General features: G+C 43.8%; 15 protein-coding genes and 1 pseudogene. 10 read left to right on the top strand and 6 right to left on the bottom strand.

The genetic code is table 11. The features are described 5' to 3' along the window. Window positions 1-317 precede the first annotated feature (317 nt). Window positions 318-1,391, top strand: coding sequence for an FMN-binding protein (locus BWX39_RS09925; protein ID WP_028905269.1), 1,074 nt, complete (start codon window positions 318-320; stop codon window positions 1,389-1,391). 435 nt (window positions 1,392-1,826) lie between these two features. Here the strand turns inward: BWX39_RS09925 and panB are convergent, their stop codons facing one another. Together panB and BWX39_RS09935 are read right to left on the bottom strand one after the other, a co-directional pair. Next, window positions 1,827-2,645, bottom strand: a complete 819-nt coding sequence (gene panB / locus BWX39_RS09930; protein ID WP_028905268.1) for a 3-methyl-2-oxobutanoate hydroxymethyltransferase — start codon at window positions 2,643-2,645, stop codon at window positions 1,827-1,829. A gap of 21 nt (window positions 2,646-2,666) precedes the next feature. Further along, a complete protein-coding gene (locus BWX39_RS09935) occupies window positions 2,667-3,287 on the bottom strand; it encodes an HAD family hydrolase (protein WP_028905267.1) in 621 nt (206 codons plus the stop codon). A gap of 66 nt (window positions 3,288-3,353) precedes the next feature. On the opposite strand from BWX39_RS09935, the gene BWX39_RS09940 reads away from it, so the two are divergent. The 5 genes from BWX39_RS09940 (at window position 3,354) to BWX39_RS09960 (ending at window position 6,688) form a co-directional block, all read left to right on the top strand. Continuing rightward, window positions 3,354-4,118: a DUF3298 domain-containing protein gene (locus tag BWX39_RS09940; RefSeq protein WP_028905266.1), complete on the top strand. Its 765-nt coding sequence runs from the start codon at window positions 3,354-3,356 to the stop codon at window positions 4,116-4,118. 13 nt (window positions 4,119-4,131) lie between these two features. Continuing rightward, complete coding sequence (gene rsmG / locus BWX39_RS09945) at window positions 4,132-4,758, top strand: 16S rRNA (guanine(527)-N(7))-methyltransferase RsmG (RefSeq protein ID WP_028905265.1); 627 nt, start codon at window positions 4,132-4,134, stop codon at window positions 4,756-4,758. A gap of 54 nt (window positions 4,759-4,812) precedes the next feature. Beyond that, a complete protein-coding gene (locus tag BWX39_RS09950; protein WP_028905264.1) occupies window positions 4,813-5,457 on the top strand; it encodes an MBL fold metallo-hydrolase in 645 nt (214 codons plus the stop codon). A 4-nt stretch (window positions 5,458-5,461) separates the two neighbouring features. Further along, complete coding sequence (gene ruvC / locus BWX39_RS09955) at window positions 5,462-6,043, top strand: crossover junction endodeoxyribonuclease RuvC (protein ID WP_028905263.1); 582 nt, start codon at window positions 5,462-5,464, stop codon at window positions 6,041-6,043. 123 nt (window positions 6,044-6,166) lie between these two features. After that, window positions 6,167-6,688 (top strand): hypothetical protein, encoded by a 522-nt coding sequence (locus tag BWX39_RS09960; protein ID WP_014708529.1) that lies wholly within the window; start codon window positions 6,167-6,169, stop codon window positions 6,686-6,688. 902 nt (window positions 6,689-7,590) lie between these two features. Here BWX39_RS09960 and BWX39_RS09970 read toward each other — a convergent pair. The 4 genes from BWX39_RS09970 to ftsY all read right to left on the bottom strand — a co-directional run bounded on the left by BWX39_RS09970 (window position 7,591) and on the right by ftsY (window position 11,412). After that, complete coding sequence (locus BWX39_RS09970) at window positions 7,591-8,745, bottom strand: HU family DNA-binding protein (RefSeq protein ID WP_028905262.1); 1,155 nt, start codon at window positions 8,743-8,745, stop codon at window positions 7,591-7,593. Then, window positions 8,745-9,032, bottom strand: a complete 288-nt coding sequence (locus tag BWX39_RS09975) for an HU family DNA-binding protein (RefSeq protein ID WP_014708531.1) — start codon at window positions 9,030-9,032, stop codon at window positions 8,745-8,747. Before BWX39_RS09975 ends, BWX39_RS09970 begins: the two co-directional genes overlap by 1 nt. Window positions 9,033-9,090: 58 nt before the next feature. After that, a complete protein-coding gene (rimO, locus tag BWX39_RS09980; protein ID WP_028905261.1) occupies window positions 9,091-10,392 on the bottom strand; it encodes a 30S ribosomal protein S12 methylthiotransferase RimO in 1,302 nt (433 codons plus the stop codon). Window positions 10,393-10,455: 63 nt separating this feature from the next. Further along, the gene (ftsY, locus tag BWX39_RS09985; protein ID WP_028905260.1) at window positions 10,456-11,412 is read right to left on the bottom strand and encodes a signal recognition particle-docking protein FtsY; all 957 of its coding nucleotides are present in this window, start codon (window positions 11,410-11,412) and stop codon (window positions 10,456-10,458) included. Window positions 11,413-11,954: 542 nt separating this feature from the next. Between ftsY and BWX39_RS09995 the strand changes: the two are divergent. The 4 genes and pseudogenes from BWX39_RS09995 to BWX39_RS10010 all read left to right on the top strand — a co-directional run bounded on the left by BWX39_RS09995 (window position 11,955) and on the right by BWX39_RS10010 (window position 16,966). Next, window positions 11,955-13,184: pseudogene (locus BWX39_RS09995) on the top strand (site-specific integrase). Window positions 13,185-13,196: 12 nt separating this feature from the next. Next, window positions 13,197-14,516 (top strand): site-specific integrase, encoded by a 1,320-nt coding sequence (locus tag BWX39_RS10000; protein WP_028905259.1) that lies wholly within the window; start codon window positions 13,197-13,199, stop codon window positions 14,514-14,516. Further along, complete coding sequence (locus BWX39_RS10005; RefSeq protein WP_028905258.1) at window positions 14,513-14,929, top strand: hypothetical protein; 417 nt, start codon at window positions 14,513-14,515, stop codon at window positions 14,927-14,929. Before BWX39_RS10000 ends, BWX39_RS10005 begins: the two co-directional genes overlap by 4 nt. A gap of 342 nt (window positions 14,930-15,271) precedes the next feature. After that, window positions 15,272-16,966: a sigma-70 family RNA polymerase sigma factor gene (locus BWX39_RS10010; protein ID WP_028905257.1), complete on the top strand. Its 1,695-nt coding sequence runs from the start codon at window positions 15,272-15,274 to the stop codon at window positions 16,964-16,966. The last annotated feature ends 92 nt before the right edge of the window (window positions 16,967-17,058 follow it).

Raw genomic sequence — 17,058 nt, forward strand, 5'->3', positions numbered from 1 at the left:
TCCCACCTTATTATATATATGTACCCACTCGTTGGGCGGCAAAAGCCGATGCTTCTCCACCGCAATCGAGGGCTTGCAAATTTACGAAAAAATATTGGTTCGGGCGAGCGTGGTAGTGTTTTTATTGCCAACCGTAGCATTTCCCTCCATTAAAAAAGCAAAAATGCTTCAATAAAAGAAATCTTTTTCCTACCTTTGCTTAATAGTTTGTGGTCAGTAGCGAGCAAGATGGCTGAAGTATAGACAAACTTCTATCTTTGTCGACGAATATCTGATGAGATTGAAAATTACGTCGGAAAGGATTAAACAAACGAATGATGAAGAAACTACAACAGATTTTAATGCTTGCCACCTGTATGCTTGTGCTGATGGTGGCAGCCATTCAGCGTGATGGAAAAGTATGGGGGCGCAGCATAAAAACGTTGCTTGCCGACAGCGTGAAGACCGCAAAGGTAGACACAATGCGCACGCTCGACGATGGTACAAAGGTGATAAACACCACCGAACTGGGCAAAGACATCGTAGGATATAGCGGTGCTGTGCCGTTGGACATATATATAAAAGATGGCAAAGTAGTGCAGGTGAAGGCGTTGAAGAATGCTGAAACACCCGAATTCTTCGAGCAAGTGAAGCCGTTGCTTACGAAATGGAACGGCAAAACCATCGAACAGGCACAGGCATTGAAGGTAGATGCCGTCAGTGGTGCAACATTCTCGTCGCACGGTATCATCGGAAATATGCACCGAGGATTGGCTTATGCCGCGAAGAAAGCAATAGAACCGACCATATTAGAGCAGATGAACCTTGATGCAAAGGCTGTGGCAGGACTTCTCGTGGTGCTCTTGGCTGCCACCATTCCGCTGTTCTATCGCAGCAAACGCTACCATACGGTGCAGCTTTTGCTCAACGTGGTGGTGTTGGGATTTGGTTGTGGCACCTTCCTTTCGTGGACTTTGTTCATCAATTTTATGTCGAGCGGCATTAATTTCTGGGCTTCTCTCGTACCGATTATTATGCTGATAACGGCTTTTGCCTACCCTCTTTTCGGCAAGAAGAACTACTATTGCACGAATGTATGCCCTTGCGGAGCGTTTCAAGACTTAGCCGCAAAGACGAAAAACAAGAAGTGGCGTATGGGCGCAAATACGGTGAAGCGGTTGAATGCTTTCCGAAAACTCCTTTTTGCAGTGCTGTTGGTGCTCACGCTTAGTGGTATTTGGTTTGAGTGGATAGACTACGAGGTGTTCTCAGCCTTCATTTTCCAAACTGCCTCTGTGTTCGTTTTGGTGCTCGGCGGTGTGGTGGCAGTCCTCTCTTTCTTCGTCCCACGTCCCTATTGCCGCTTTGTTTGTCCTACGGGAACATTCTTCAAGATAGCCGAACACCGTTAGGCGATAGCAAGGAATAAACAGAATAGAAACAATAAAGGTAGGGCAAAATCTAATCTTGCCCTACCTTTTGCTTTATGCTTGTTGCTGCTTTAAACCATCTTATCTATATGGAAAGAATGTTATAAAAGTGTAAATATTTTTTCAGAGCGTCGCCATCGCATAACTGTTTCATTATCAACGCTTTTCAAAACCTATTGTTTCGCATTGTAAAAGAGCCGCTTTTGCACGGTAAAAGCGGCTCTTTTGGCGTGCAAAACCTACGCTTTTGCAATGCCAAATCGAAACTATCGTTTTTCTTCAGAATTATCTTTACAAAACAACAGCGGTTTTTCCATGCTTCAGCTAATAATTCCCAATGGTTTCCAAAAGAACTATAATGTCTATGCTCCTAGAATATCTAAGATTCCTAGAAATTCTATAACCACCTGCCATTCCCTAATACGACTCCCCCTCATTAGGGAACGTCTGCTCCTTCACACACTTCATATAATCAGCAATTCCCTCGCTCATACACTTGCTAACATCAGCAAAAACGCGCAGAAACTTCGGCTTAAATCCATGTGTCATACCCATTGCATCGGCATAAACCAGCACTTGTCCGTCGGTTTCGTTGCCTGCACCTATTCCGATTGTAGGGGCTTCTATTTGCTTCGACACTTCAGCTGCCAGCTTGTGTGGCACTTTCTCCAACACCAAAGCGCACACTCCAGCTTCGTCTAATAACTTTGCATCGCTCAATAGTTTAGCTGCTTCTGATTCGTCCTTTGCTCTAACGCTATAACCACCGAACTTATGCACACTTTGAGGGGTCAGCCCAAGATGCCCCACCACAGGAATGCCCGCTGCGAGAATACCTTTTATGGTGTCTATAATCTCGCTACCACCTTCCAGTTTCACGGCATCTGCACCACTCTCCTTCATGATACGAATGGCGTTGCGCACACCTTCGTCGCGGTTTATCTGATAGCTGCCAAACGGCATGTCGCATACCACGAAGGCGTGGCTGCATGCTTTTGCCACCGATTTGGCATGATAAATCATCTCGTCTATGGTGATGGGCAAAGTGTCATCGTTACCGCACATTACGTTCGATGCCGAATCGCCTATCAAAATACTGTCGATACCCGCTTCGTCGAAAATCTTTGCCGTCGTGTAGTCGTAGGCTGTAATCTGCGCAATCTTCTCTCCGGCAACCTTCATCTCGCGGAGTGTCTTTGCCGTTATCTTCTTTTTGTCTGTTGATAAATAACCCATTATGGTTTCTATGTTTTATTATCACTCTGTCAGCTTGTAGCCAACAAAGTTTGGTATTACTTCTTTTGTAAATTCTTTGATACTTTCTACCGAGTTTGTAGTTGATAGTCCAATTACTTGTGCCTTAGCAGCAAGACCTGAACGCAATCCGTTAAAGCTATCCTCGAATACGATACAGTCGGTTGGTTCTACGCCCAATGCACGGGCAGCAGTAAGGTATCCGTCGGGCGAAGGCTTGCTTTCGTGGAAGTCTTCAGCAGTAAACACGGCATCGAAAAGTTGCTTGAACGTTGCGTGTTGGCGGTAAACGTTTTCCATCTTCGATTTATTGGAACTCGTTACTATTGCGGTTTTTACACCTTTTTGCTTCAACTGTTGCACGAAGTCTGTCAAACCGTCTACATACGTGTACTGCATTTGCCGTTCATATTCGTCCAATCGGCGTGTTATCTCTGCCTGTCGGTCGGGCTGTTCCGCAAAATAACGGTCGTAAATCTGTGTGAGTGTCTGCCCTTTTATCTTTAGTTCCAAACCTTGTTCTGCAGGATAGAACTCTTTAAAGATACCTCCCCAGAACACGGTATAAAGCGGTTCGGTATTGAAAACCACTCCATCTAAATCGAAAAGACACGCTTTTATCATTTTCTTTATATTGTTATAATCGTTGTGCAAAGTTACGAAAGTTTTTTGTAACTTTGTCCCATTAATATGGTAAAGAAGAGTTTTATATGCCTTTCGGTCGTTGCTGCCGCTTGTTTCTTCGTAATAAGCTGCACCGAAAAGAAAGCTAAACCGCAGTTGGCTGTGCCTGTTGATAAGGTAACAATGGACACAACCATAAGTTTCAGCAAAGACGAAGCGTGCAAAATACACATCAACTATGCCTTTCTGAAAGGCAATGAGTATGCCGTAGCCAACGATTCGTTGCTGCGTATGGGCACTTTGCAGCCCAATTACTTTGCTACAAGCCTCGAACGGCTTACGCCACAGCGTGTCATTTCGGAATTAGTACGTCGTTATGGTAAAGAATACATAGAGTTGGCACGCTGGTTGAAAGACCGTGAACACGAGAAAAGCCAACTCAACTGGGCACTCAACATCGATACGCGCATACTTCCGAGCAGGGATAACATCATAGTTTATATCTCCGACATTGCGATAAAAACGGGCGAAACCACCACGAAATATTCGCTGTGCTTCAATATCGACCCCAAAACAGGCAGGCAGATAACGCTGAAAGAAGCCTTTGGAGACGATTATAACGAAACACTGACGAAGAAAATCATAGCACAGATGGCGAAAAACTACGATTGGGACGACGACAATGCGGCACAAGCGCAAAGCAAAGGTTACTTTGTGGGCATCAAGCTTTATCCTTCTGCCAACTTCATACTTCACGAAGACTCCACAACCTTTGTGTATTCGGCAGGCGAAATCAACTCAAAAGAAGTGCGTGTAACGATAGATAACTAATTAAGAAACAGATATGATAGACGTTATAACTAAATATTTTCCCGAGATAACAGCGAGACAGCGAGAGCAGTTCGCAGCTTTGTACGACCTATATGTAGATTGGAATGCAAAGATAAATGTTATTTCGCGCAAGGATATTACCAATTTATACGAGCACCACGTGCTCCATTCGCTTGCCATTGCAAAGTTCATACGTTTCAAGGACGGCACAAACGTACTCGATTTCGGCACTGGCGGTGGCTTTCCAGGTATTCCTTTGGCGATAATGTTCCCTAATGCGAACTTCAAAATGATTGACGGCACAGGCAAAAAGATAAAGGTAGCAACAGAAGTGGCGAACGCTATTGGCTTGGAAAACGTACTTCCGCAACACAAACGTGGAGAGGAAGAGAAGGGAAAGTTCGACTTTATCGTATCAAGAGCAGTGATGCCGCTGCCCGATTTAATGAAAATAGTGCGCAAGAACATCGCAAAAGACAACCACAATGCACTCGAAAATGGTGTCATTGTGCTGAAAGGAGGCAACCTTAACGAAGAGTTGCAACCCTTTAGTAAGGTTGCTATCGTGGAAAACCTATTGCAATGGTTCACGGAAGCGTGGTTCGAGGAAAAGAATTTGATATATGTTCCTCGTGTTTAATGTATTTATAGTTGTTCGTTAAAGTAAATAAGAAGACTCAATAAACTAAAAAATATGGTACAAGTAAAGCGGTTTGTGTTCAATATGATAGAAGAAAACACCTACATTCTATGGGACGACAGCTTGGAATGCGTCATCATTGACTGCGGTGCTTTCTATGAAGAGGAACGCCAAACAATTGTAAACTTCATCAAGGAGAATAATCTGAAGCCTGTGCATTTGTTGGCAACACACGCTCATCTCGACCACAACTTCGGCATAAACACCATAAACGATGCTTTCGGTTTGCTGCCCGAAGTGTCTGAAAAAGACGCTCCAGCATTGCGTTCGCTCAAAGAACAGGCGCAAAATATGTTCGGAATGCAGCTAAACTACGACTTTCCACCTGTTGGAAACACTTTCAAGGCAGGCGAAACGATAAAGTTCGGGCAACACGAACTTGCGATTATCAATACCCCCGGACACACTCCTGGTGGTGTAACGTTCTACTGTAAAGAAGAGAACATAGCCTTTACGGGCGACACACTCTTCCGTGGCAGCGTGGGAAGAACCGACTTTGAAGGTGGCAGTATGTTTCAATTAATCAGCAGCTTGAGAGAATTATCGCAACTTCCTGATAATACAGTTGTTTATTCGGGGCACGGAGAGCAGACAACAATAGGCTACGAGTTGGCACACAACCCCTATATGGACCGATAAAAGTATGGCAACGGTGCAGCAACGACCCTCGAAAATAATCCTTGGCATCGACCCTGGAACCAACGTTATGGGCTATGGCGTTATCCGAACGCAAGGAAACAAAGCCGAAATGGTGGTGATGGGCGTTATTGATATGCGCAAAGAGAAAGACGTATATTTGCGATTGGGCAAGATTTTCGAGCGTGTTACGGGCATCATCGAAGAGTATTTGCCCGATGAAATGGCGATAGAAGCCCCCTTCTTTGGCAAGAATATCCAGTCGATGTTGAAGTTAGGGCGTGCTCAAGGGGTAGCCATTGCAGCTGCCATACAGCGCGATATTCCCATTCACGAGTATGCACCGCTGAAGATAAAGATGGCTATAACGGGCAACGGTGCAGCGTCGAAAGACCAAGTTGCAGGAATGCTTCAGCGTTTGTTGCACCTGCAAGACAACGAAATGCCGCAGTTTATGGACGCAACCGACGCTCTTGGAGCCGCCTATTGCCATTTCCTGCAATCGAACCGCCCCGAAACCGATGCCAAACATTATGGGTCGTGGAAAGATTTCGCAGTAAAAAACAAGTCAAGAATTAGCAACAAGTAAGTACGTAATTAGTAATAAATAACATACAACATTTTCAAGAATTAAACGTTTCGTTCGTTTTTACGTAAAAAGATATGTATTTTTGCATTTAAAGAAATAAGATAATAATAAAATTCAAGTATAATGATTAGATTTAAGAAAACAGCTTTGGCACTCGCTGCCTTGGCATTCACAGCCACAACTTATGCACAAAAGCCACAGCGTGTGTACGAACAGATTTACAGAAGCTCATATAAAGTAGCTTCCGACAAGAAAGAAGACACCGAAGTACGTAAGATTGCATCGTTCAAGGTAGACGCTATCGGCTATCTGAAAACAAAGACTTTGGAAGCACTTTCTGCTCCCCAAACAAAACTAACAGCTAAAGAAATCGCACGTTTGAACAGTCGGTTGGACTCAATGGCTTACTATATGTACGACTATGTGAACCTTTATTTGAAGAGTTACGCAAAGGCGACAACAGAAAGAGAGCGGAACCGCATAAAGAAGATATTTCGTGAAGCCAGCATAAACAACCCATTGTATGGCGACGAGAACGACGATATTATCTTGGCATACTACAATCGCGAGGACTACCCTACTCAATTCTCGCTCGACACCAATTGGATTGCTGCGCTTGTAGAAGTGAAAAAGCTGCTGAAATAAATATTCAACGGCAACCGATTCTTAAAGTTGATTCCTCCCTGTTGCTGAATATAGGCTGAGAAAACTTGCTTGGAATGGTTGCTGAAAGTTGCTTTAGTATTGCAGATACATAGATTTTATGCTGCGTAGTGGCAGGTAGGGGTGCGATAAACCGCACCCCTAACACCGAAGAGACAGCAGTGTTATCTAGAAAATCTAGGAAACTAGAACTTTCTAGAAATTCTAAGACAGAACTTGAAAACAGCTTTAGTTCTGTAAAAATAATTCGTAGGAAAAACCATAATTTCGATTTGGCATTGCGAAAGCGGCTCTTTTGCGATGCAAAACCTACGCTTTTAGCGTGCAAAACAGCCGCTTTTAGAATGCAAAACAATAGGTTTTGCAAAACGTTGATAGCAAGATAGTTATGCGACAGTTAAACTTGCGAAAAATATTTACAGCTATATACCCTTCTTTTCATTCGTAAAATAGGTTGTATCCATTCATTTTCAATTGTTCCATTGTTGTGCTTATAGGAAGTACTTACGTACCTATAAAATAAAAGCCCCACTTACTTCTATCAGCAAATGGGGCCTTACTCTAAACCAATAAAAATGTTTAGCCGTACTAATCAAAAACTAAATACCAAATCTTAATTAAGTATGTTAAGGGGAAAAAGCCTATAACCTTTATACTAACTAATTGCCTTTGATATTCTCAATCATCAACTTTACTTATCACTACTAATACTATTACATTGCAAAGATACTGCTTTCAGACAATATTAGTAGAAAGAAAGTGGAATAAATACAGCTTATATGAAGTCAAACGATTGCACTATGAACGGCGGTCGGCTATTCTTTCATAACCTCCTGACGAACCGTTCATAGCCTTTAACGAATCGTTGCTATGTTCTTGACAATTTATTTTGTGCGGTATTGTGGACGGAGTTCCACTTTGGGAACTTTCATAGTGTCGCCTGCAGACATCGTTGTGGCATTGTTCAACACTTGGAAATAGCCCACCATGTCGGGACCAAGTGCCCTACGACTGTACGATTGCATGGTCTGACCTTTCTTTAATACCACCGTTTTCTCTATGCCGACAATGTCGTAAGCACCGTAACGAATACGCTTGTCGCTGCTCATTTTCTTATACTTCTCGGCTTCGTCAGTCGCTTGCTGTGCAGCCTTGGCAGTCGTTTTTCCTGTATTGGTTGCTGTTTGCTTGGCTGTTGTCTTCGTCTTTTCGGCTAAACTGTCCTCTGCTTGGGTACGGATAGCCATCTTGTTGTCGCGAAGTGCGGCATCTTTTCCAAACTTATAACCGAAGAAATACATAACTGCTATTACGGCAAAGGCTACAGAAGACCACAGCAACCAATTTATTTTCTTGGGCTTTTCGATAGGAAAGGCATTTACTTTCGGCACTTCGGCAACTTGCTCTGGCTGTTCTTCAACAGCTTCTGCCTTTACTTCGACTACTGTTTCCTTTTCTTCAACAGCCGCTTTCTGCTCTTCTTCCCTTTCTTTTGCTATCTCTTCTTTCGCCTCGACAGCTACCATCGGGATTTCAACCGTTGGCTGCGGCACTTCCTCAGCAGGCTTTTCGTCGATGATTTCGGCGGTTATTTCTTCTTTCGTTTCTGCCTTTTCCTCATCAGAAGCAACAATTTCTTCAGCAGAAACTACAATTTCATCGGTATTTTCAGCCTTTTCTTCATCGTCCGACTTGCTTTCTATGTCGGCAAAATCCACACCATCGTTCAATACAACCGTTTCAAACTGTGCGAAAGGCTTGTTTACAAGCTCTTTCATCGTAGCATCTGGGGTGAACGAAACCTTTTCGTGCCCCTCTATCAGCACACGTTCGCCCGTGTTTACATTCACACTTTCGCGTGGCTTCACGGCTTGTACCTTAAACGTGCCAAGCCCTTTTACCTTTACAAGTTTATCGGTTTTCAACCCTTCGTTCACCACATCGAAGATGGCAGAAACGAACTTTTCCGCCTCCTTCACGGTTATTTTATGCTTCTTTGCCACTGCATCGGCAATAAGCTGTAACGCTGTTTTAGCCATTATTCAGCCCCTCCTTTCTTCAGTTTCTCCTTTACCGATGCCGTTGCACGGAAGTTTAACACCAACTTTGGTGGCACAAGCATTCGCAATCCCGTAGCGGGGTTGGTCATAATGCGTTCGAGTCGCTTCTTCACTTCAAACGAACCGAAGCCCGAAACTAATACAGGCTCTCCCGATTCAAAGTTGTCGCCCATAGCTTGCAAAGCCGTTTTCACAAGTTTTTGTGTCTCGTCTTGCGAACGACCCACCCTGTTTGCCAATGCGGTTATAAATTCCTTGTTGTTCATCTTTGGGTTATTTGCTTTTTAAAAACGTAAAGTGTATTGTCTCGACTATGCGATATTTCTATCCGTTTACTACATCGCCGTAGAGGTCAAACTCATCGGCAGCGGTTATTTTCACATCATAGAAGTTGCCAATGGTGAGCGGTGAATCCGCCTTTATCAGCACTTCGGGGTCTACATCAGGCGAACAGAACTCGCTTCTGCCAATGTAATATTCGCCTTCCTTGCGGTCGATAATCACTTTTAGCGTCTGTCCTATCTTCTCCGCTTCAATTTCTGCGGATATTTCCTGCTGCAATGCCATCAGCTTATCGAGTCTTTGCTGCTTCACTTCTTGCGGTACATCGTCCTCATAGTGCAGCGCACTGTATGTTCCTTCTTCGTGCGAGTAGGCGAATGCGCCCATACGCTCGAACCGTGCCCACCTTACAAACTCCATCAACTCGTTGAAATCCTCTTCGGTTTCGCCTGGGAAGCCCACCAAAAGCGTGGTGCGTATGTGCAGTCTTGGCACTTTCTCACGCAAGGTGCGAATGAAATCCATTGTTTCCTGCTTCGTTACGTGGCGGTGCATACGCAATAACATATTGTCGGAAATGTGCTGAAGGGCTACGTCAAGATACTTGCAAACCTGCGGTTTCTCTCGTATCACGTCAAGCAAGTCCCACGGAAACTGGTTAGGATAGGCGTAATGCAACCTTATCCACTCCACTCCGGGTATGTCAGCCATACGCGAAATGAGTTCGGTAATGTGGTGCTTGCCGTCTAAATCCACACCGTAGTAGGTCAGTTCCTGCTCGATAACCTGAAATTCCTTCACGCCTTCGGCTGCCAATTCGGCTACTTCCTGCAAGATGTCGTCCATCTTTCGCGAGCGATGCTTGCCCGTAATCAGCGGAATGGCGCAGTAAGCGCAATGGCGGTCGCACCCTTCGGCTATCTTGATGTAGGCATAATGCGGTGGCGTGGTAAGGTGGCGGCGTCCGTCGCACGACGGTATTTCAGCCTTTCCGAGGTCGGTAATGAGTTGCTTGAAGTTGAATTTGCCGTAGAACTTGTCTACTTCTGGAATTTCTTTCTCCAACTCTTCCTTGTATCTTTGCGACAGACAGCCCATTACGTAAAGTTGTCTGAGCTGCCCATTCTCCTTTCTGTTCACGAATTCGAGTATCGTATTGATGCTCTCTTCCTTTGCCGTTTCAATGAAACCGCATGTATTTATAACGGCGATTTCGCCTTCTGGGGTTTCCGAATCGTGCACACAATCGTAGCCATTGGCTTCAAACTGTTTCATCAGTAGCTCGGAATCGACAAGATTTTTCGAGCACCCCATCGTTATAATATCTATCTGATTCTTCTTCATTCAATTGTATCCCCACGCTTAGGGTTCTTGTTTCTTCTGCCTGAATACGTTGCGAAATGAGGTTTAGTCTTGCTTGAACAAGCTATCTACAAACTGTTCTTTATTAAATAGTTGCAAGTCTTCCATTCCCTCGCCTAAGCCAATGTATCGCACAGGCACTTTCAGCTGGTCGCTAATACCGATAACTACGCCGCCTTTAGCGGTTCCGTCGAGTTTGGTAATGGCGAGCGAGGTGATTTGTGTAACCGATGCAAACTGCTTAGCCTGCTCGAAAGCGTTCTGCCCCGTGCTGCCGTCGAGCACCAACATAACATCGTCGGGAGCTTCGGGCAGTATCTTTTTCATTACGTCCTTAATCTTTTTCAACTCGTTCATCAGTCCTACCTTGTTGTGCAAGCGGCCTGCCGTGTCGATGATAACAACGTCGGCACCGTTCGCTTTCGCACTCTGAAGGGTGTCGAAAGCCACACTGGCAGGGTCGGAACCCATCTGTTGCTTAATGACAGGCACACCTACGCGGTCGCCCCAAATCTGAATTTGTTCTACGGCAGCTGCACGGAAGGTGTCGGCAGCACCAAGGTAGACCTTCTTTCCTGCGTTCTTGAACTGGTATGCCAATTTGCCGATGGTGGTGGTTTTGCCCACTCCGTTCACGCCAACCACGAGTATAACGTATGGTTTATGGTCGGTTGGCAAGTCCCAATCCTCTGCATTCTCGGTATTATTCTCGGTTAAGAGTGTGGCAATTTCTGCCCTCAGAACGGTGTTTAATTCCGATGTTGAAACGTATTTGTCGCGTGCAATACGTTCCTCTATGCGCTGAATGATTTTCACGGTGGTATCTACACCAACGTCTGACGTTATAAGGATTTCTTCCAAATTGTCCAAAACCTCATCGTCTACTTTCGACTTGCCTGCTACGGCACGTGTTATCTTTGAGAATACGCTTTGCTTCGTAGTCTCAAGACCTTTGTCGAGTACTTCTTTTTTCTTCTTATTGAAAAGTCCGAAAAATCCCATAATAAGCTAATTTGGGGCAAAAGTACGAAAAAACGGCTAAAGTAGCAAATAATAAGCAGGCTAATAACGGCTTTATGGAAAAACGTGTGAAAAAGCTTAAATTATGCCCGCAATTTTGCCATAAATCCACCACGCTGATGACAGGTTTTCGATACGATTTTGTAAAGATAATTCTGATAGAAAACGATAATTTCGATTTGACGTTGCGAAAGCGTAGGTTTTGCGATGCAAAAGAGCCGCTTTTACAGCGCAACTAATCCTTGAAAATGAAGAAAAATCGAAGCTGGTGTAAACTGACTGATAATGAGCATGAAACGGAACGGTTTGCATAAAACTGCCTCTTTCACAAAGAGCAGCAATATGCAGATTTAGGCAGAAGTTCAGTTACCAAAGCATTACCCGATTTTGCCACAGGTAACGATGAAGCAATATTCGGTAACTGAATTATTTTCGCTCGTGTGGCTGTTGCTTCTGTCGGCAGTTTTCTGCATAAGTGAGGAACGCTTTGATTTTGGTAATTTTGCCACAAAACATCAAAGTGTATGAAACACGAAAAAATGAAGGTGTTGCTCTACCTCAAAAAGAGCGGTCTTGACAAGTCTGGGAAAGCTCCGGTTATGGGGCGGATAACCATTGGGTGTTCCATTGCCCAGTTCAGTTGCAAGTTATCCTGCAATCCCGATTTGTGGAATCCGCGTGAGAGCCGTATGGACGGCAAGAGCCGTGAGGCGGTGGAAGTGAACGGCAGGTTGGAAAACCTGTTGCTGTCCGTTCAGTCGGCTTATCAGTCCTTGCTATCCAAAGGTTGCTCATTTGACGCAACCGATATAAAGGAGCAGTTTCAGGGCAGCGTGCAGACACGGTGCATGCTCATCGAAAGACTGGACATGCTCATCAAGGAAAAAGAGAACCATATAGGTATAGACATCAAGGAAGGAGCCATATACGGCTACCACTCCACCCGCATACACTTACAGAAGTTTATCCAACAGAAGTACAAGGTTTCGGACTTGGCATTCTCGCAACTTACAGAGGCTTTTATCCATGAGTTCCGGCACTATTTCTTAGGTGAGTGTGGTTTTCAGGAAAGCACGTTCTATAATGTAGCCACGCATTTGAAGACGGTGTGCAGACAGGCATACCGTGAGGGATTGGCAGACACACTACTGTTTGACAAAGCCAAAATCAGCAAGGGCGACAAGAAATAGCCCAAGGCACTTGACAGGGAAGCATTGGACAAGTTAAAGGCTATCCGATTTGATGATTTGGAGGAGGAAATGGAAACGGCAAGGGACATTTTTCTCTTTGCCTGTTATACAGGTGCATCCTATTGCGACTTGATGGAACTGAACAAATCCCATCTTGTCCGTGATGACGAGGGCAGTCTGTGGCTGAAGTTCAACCGCCAGAAGACAGGTGTGCTATGCCGTATCAAGCTGCTGCCCGAAGCCGTTAGGCTAATAGCGAAGTACCGTAGCGATGAAAGGGAAACGCTGCTTCCCTATATCAAGTATAAGAACTATCAGACCTGTTTGAAAGCCCTGCGGCTTCGTGCAGGCATATCGTTTCCATTTACCACGCATACCGCAAGGCACACCTTTGCAACGCTCATCACACTTGAACAGGGCGTGCCCATCGAGACGGTGAGCAAGATGCTGGGACATTCCAACATAAGCATGACCGAACGCTATGCAAAGGTAACACCACAGAAACTTTTTGAGGAGTTCGACCGTTTCCTCTCTTTCACCGAAGATTTACGTTTAACCATATAAAAGACAACCATTATGAGAAGTACATTCAAGATACTGTTCTATATCAACAGACAGAAGACAAAGGCAGACGGAAAGACAGTCATTCTCTGCCGTATCACCATAGACGGGAAAAACTCAGCTATTACTACAGGCGAAGAGTGTAAGCCCTCCGAGTGGAATACGAAGCAGAGCTTGACAACTGACAGAAAGACCAATCAAAGACTCCATGAGTTCAGGGAACTTGTGGAAAAGACCTATCAGGATATACTGACAAGGGACGGGGTGGTAAGCGTGGAACTCATCAAATACCACCTGCAAGGCATAACAGAGAATCCGACCACGCTCCTTGCCATGAGCGGGGCGGAGCTGCAAGCCGTCAAGGAGAGTGTGGGCAGGTCAAGAGCGGAGGGAACTTATCTAAACCTATTCCATTCTGACAGAATTCTCCGTGAGTTTGTGAAAGATAAAGGGGTGCAGGACATACCCATTTCCACCATTACGGAGGACTTGTTTGAGGAATACCGTTTCTTTCTCAAAAAGCGTGGATTGAAAGGAACGACTATCAACAACTATCTCTGCTGGCTGAGCAGGCTGATGTTCCGTGCAGTCAGTCAAAGGATTATCCGCTGCAACCCATTTGAGAATGCCAAGTATGAGAAGGAGGAAAAGAAGATACGCTTCCTGCAGAAGAGCGACGTCGCCAAGCTCATGGTAATGACAATGAATGACAGGGAAGCGGAACAGGCAAGGCTGATGTTCGTCTTTTCCTGTTTTACAGGACTGGCAATCGCCGATATGGAGTACTTGCTATATAAGCATATTCAAACGGCAGCAGACGGGAGGAAGTATATCCGCAAGGAACGCCAAAAGACAAAGGTCGAGTTCATCGTACCACTGCATCCCGTAGCTGAAGCCATCATCAGCCATTGCTGGAACGAGCAGGAAAGAAACGAAGAACTGCAGACGGTGAAAGAAAAAGGCAATAGCCTTATCTTCCAACCTCATTGCAGCCGTAGCGTGATAGATGTCAAATTGAGTATCGTGGGCAAGGCTTGTGGCATTAGGGAGAGATTGTCGTTCCACATGGCTCGCCACACTTTCGGCACGATGACTCTTAGCGCAGGTATTCCCAGTGAGAGCATTGCCAAGATGATGGGACATGCCTCCATATCAAGTACTCAAGTATATGCGCAGGTGACAGACAGCAAGATTTCTGAAGATATGGACAGGCTCATAGACAAGTACAAAGCAAAGGACAAAAATACCACAAATGTAAATATGGAAGCAGCAACAGACACAAAGACAATTCCGCTTGTTGTCAAATCAAATGGTAGAAAGGAGGAAACAGTATGAATGCGAACAATAACTGCCAAGGAAAGACAGGCCCAAATAGTCTGCGTAGTTATTTTGATTGGGACTGCAATATGCAGGTTATCCGCAAGGGAAACGGGAAGATTGCCATGACAGAGAGTGAACTCGTGAAATTCTTCAGTGTAACGTGGAGAAAACTCAACTATAGGTTGCAAACAATAATAAAATCCTCAAACCTGCATCCCGGTGAAAGGAGTGCAGGAGAGGAGAAAATCGTTATCAATGGACAGTTCAAAGGCTATGCACCGCTATATCCACTTCCTATCATCATCGTTCTGTCCTTTATGTTAGACAGCACGGAAGCTCATTTGTTCAGAAAGCATATCTGTCAGGAATTGCAGAATACTGCATTCGTAATAATACCGATATTTTTGTTTGGCAATACAGATAACTGATTACTATTTCTTTTTTCTTTCACTGATTACATCTTACTACATAACTACACTAAGGAGTAAAATAGTGAAAGAAAAGAAATACTGTAGTATGTAAGAGGATTTTCTTTCTACTACTTAAAAACTACATATTACTTCTTTTTATAATCTTTCAATAAAAGCATACTATTTGTTATTATATTCGTATCTTTGTAAGGTGATTTTCGAAGTAGCATAATATGTCTGCATATTCCTTTTAAAGTTATTAAAGGTTAAAATAAAGAAGACCAATAAAAATAAGTGCAGTCTTTTAGAGCAAACAGACTCCTTTTAATAAAAAGGAGATGTTCCTTTGCTTAAAATAATATGATACAGATTGACGCTTGTAAAAATGGGGATAAGGAAGCCCTGGGAGAACTCTATACGACATACGCTAATAGACTTTTAGGCGTATGTCGGCATTATGTAAAAGATGATAATTCGGCTCACGATATTTTGCATGATGCATTTATTATAATCTTCATGTCTATCCAAGATTTGAAAGATGAATCAAAATTGGAAGGTTGGATGATAACAATCGTAAGAAATCTATCCTTAAAATATCTCCAAAACACAGAAAAAGAAGCCATACCATTATCTTGCTTGAATATAGAAATTCAGGAAGCAGCATGTGAGGAACAGAAAAAGATAGAGTTCGGACTATTGTTGTCAGCGATAGAGTCCTTACCAGAAGGGAATCGTGAAGTTTTCAAGCTCTCAGTCTTAGAAGGTCTTTCCCACAAGGAGATAGGAAAACAGCTCGGCATCAATCCGCACAGTTCTTCTTCCCAGTTGTTCAGGGCAAAGAAAACATTGCGTGCAATGTTGATTAACTATTGGATGCTCTTCTTGCTTCCAATTCTTATACCAGTTTATATATATATTGCTACGAGAGATAAAACTGTTGAGATTTCCGATAACGGATCTACTGCTACAAACACTCATAAGAGTCAATCAAAATATGTTCAAAAAGGATTAGGAACTCTGAAGAAAGAAGAGTCAAGATATTCTACCTCGCCAAGTACCGCCAGTAATGCAGGAAGAGGTTCTGCCAGTGAGATTGTCCCTGAAGGAAATATTGCTTTGCAAGTATCAACAGACAGTGCTATAACGGAACAACGAGCATTACCCTTTAATGTGGATTCCCTGCAAAAACATTTGGCTATAGGTATCGGAACTAACGATTCTTTATACTGCATTCCACAGACACCACAAGATAAGATGATAGCATTGAATGAAAGAATGAACTTCAACGCCTGCAATAAGAAGAAATATCCGTGGACATTCAATTTTGGTTATTCATCCAATGCCGGTGCAAATGGAGCCGTGTCGAATTTGGATTATCTGTCACTTGTAGATTACGCCAACGGTGGTGCGACAGCCAAACTTTACACTTGGGCTGATTTAGAGGATTATTATGCCCGGAATAATGCTTTGATGGATTCTGTCGAGAGAGCGAGAATGTCCTTGATACTGCGTGAACATCCAACAGATGACAACGGTTCATTGGGGGAGATCGCACATCATTGTCGCCCTAGGACCTTTGGTCTTTCCATTAATAAGCAATTAAGTCCAAAATGGACTTTCGGTACAGGTATAACTTACACCAGACTAAAATCTGAATTTGAAAGCGAGTATAACAAGGCAAGACTGGTGAAAACCCAGAAAATAGATTATGTTGGCATACCATTGAGACTGACCTATCAAGTATGGTCAAAAGGACGGCTCAATGCATATATGACAGGTGGTATGGCATTTGAAATGCCTGTCCACAGTTCGCTTGAAAAGAAGTACATCATAACAGCCGACTCGTCGTACACGTTGAAGAGGGACATCAAGCCACGTTATCAGTGGTCTGTAAACTTAGGTGTCGGTGTGCAGTACAAGCTATTCAAGCCTTTCAGTCTGTATCTGGAACCAAACATGTTCTACTACTTCAGAAATAGCAGTAACCTTGAGACTTACCGCACAGAGCATCCGTTCATCATAACGGTACCATTCGGATTGCGGCTTACTTGGTAAATGGAGATAATGAGTAAATAAAAAGTCATGAATACAGTGCAGTCTTTTAGTAGTTTTCTACTCTTAACAATAAAAGACAAAACTCAAAAGAA

It is taken from the genome of Prevotella intermedia ATCC 25611 = DSM 20706 (genome assembly GCF_001953955.1).
Taxonomy (GTDB): domain Bacteria; phylum Bacteroidota; class Bacteroidia; order Bacteroidales; family Bacteroidaceae; genus Prevotella; species Prevotella intermedia.

Bases quoted from the DNA above. Each gene is read 5' to 3' on its own strand.
- BWX39_RS09925 (WP_028905269.1), top strand. From the start codon at position 318: ATGAAGAAACTACAACAGATTTTAATGCTTGCCACCTGTATGCTTGTG.
- panB (WP_028905268.1), bottom strand. From the start codon at position 2,645: ATGGGTTATTTATCAACAGACAAAAAGAAGATAACGGCAAAGACACTC.
- BWX39_RS09935 (WP_028905267.1), bottom strand. From the start codon at position 3,287: ATGATAAAAGCGTGTCTTTTCGATTTAGATGGAGTGGTTTTCAATACC.
- BWX39_RS09940 (WP_028905266.1), top strand. From the start codon at position 3,354: ATGGTAAAGAAGAGTTTTATATGCCTTTCGGTCGTTGCTGCCGCTTGT.
- rsmG (WP_028905265.1), top strand. From the start codon at position 4,132: ATGATAGACGTTATAACTAAATATTTTCCCGAGATAACAGCGAGACAG.
- BWX39_RS09950 (WP_028905264.1), top strand. From the start codon at position 4,813: ATGGTACAAGTAAAGCGGTTTGTGTTCAATATGATAGAAGAAAACACC.
- ruvC (WP_028905263.1), top strand. From the start codon at position 5,462: ATGGCAACGGTGCAGCAACGACCCTCGAAAATAATCCTTGGCATCGAC.
- BWX39_RS09960 (WP_014708529.1), top strand. From the start codon at position 6,167: ATGATTAGATTTAAGAAAACAGCTTTGGCACTCGCTGCCTTGGCATTC.
- BWX39_RS09970 (WP_028905262.1), bottom strand. From the start codon at position 8,745: ATGGCTAAAACAGCGTTACAGCTTATTGCCGATGCAGTGGCAAAGAAG.
- BWX39_RS09975 (WP_014708531.1), bottom strand. From the start codon at position 9,032: ATGAACAACAAGGAATTTATAACCGCATTGGCAAACAGGGTGGGTCGT.
- rimO (WP_028905261.1), bottom strand. From the start codon at position 10,392: ATGAAGAAGAATCAGATAGATATTATAACGATGGGGTGCTCGAAAAAT.
- ftsY (WP_028905260.1), bottom strand. From the start codon at position 11,412: ATGGGATTTTTCGGACTTTTCAATAAGAAGAAAAAAGAAGTACTCGAC.
- BWX39_RS10000 (WP_028905259.1), top strand. From the start codon at position 13,197: ATGAGAAGTACATTCAAGATACTGTTCTATATCAACAGACAGAAGACA.
- BWX39_RS10005 (WP_028905258.1), top strand. From the start codon at position 14,513: ATGAATGCGAACAATAACTGCCAAGGAAAGACAGGCCCAAATAGTCTG.
- BWX39_RS10010 (WP_028905257.1), top strand. From the start codon at position 15,272: ATGATACAGATTGACGCTTGTAAAAATGGGGATAAGGAAGCCCTGGGA.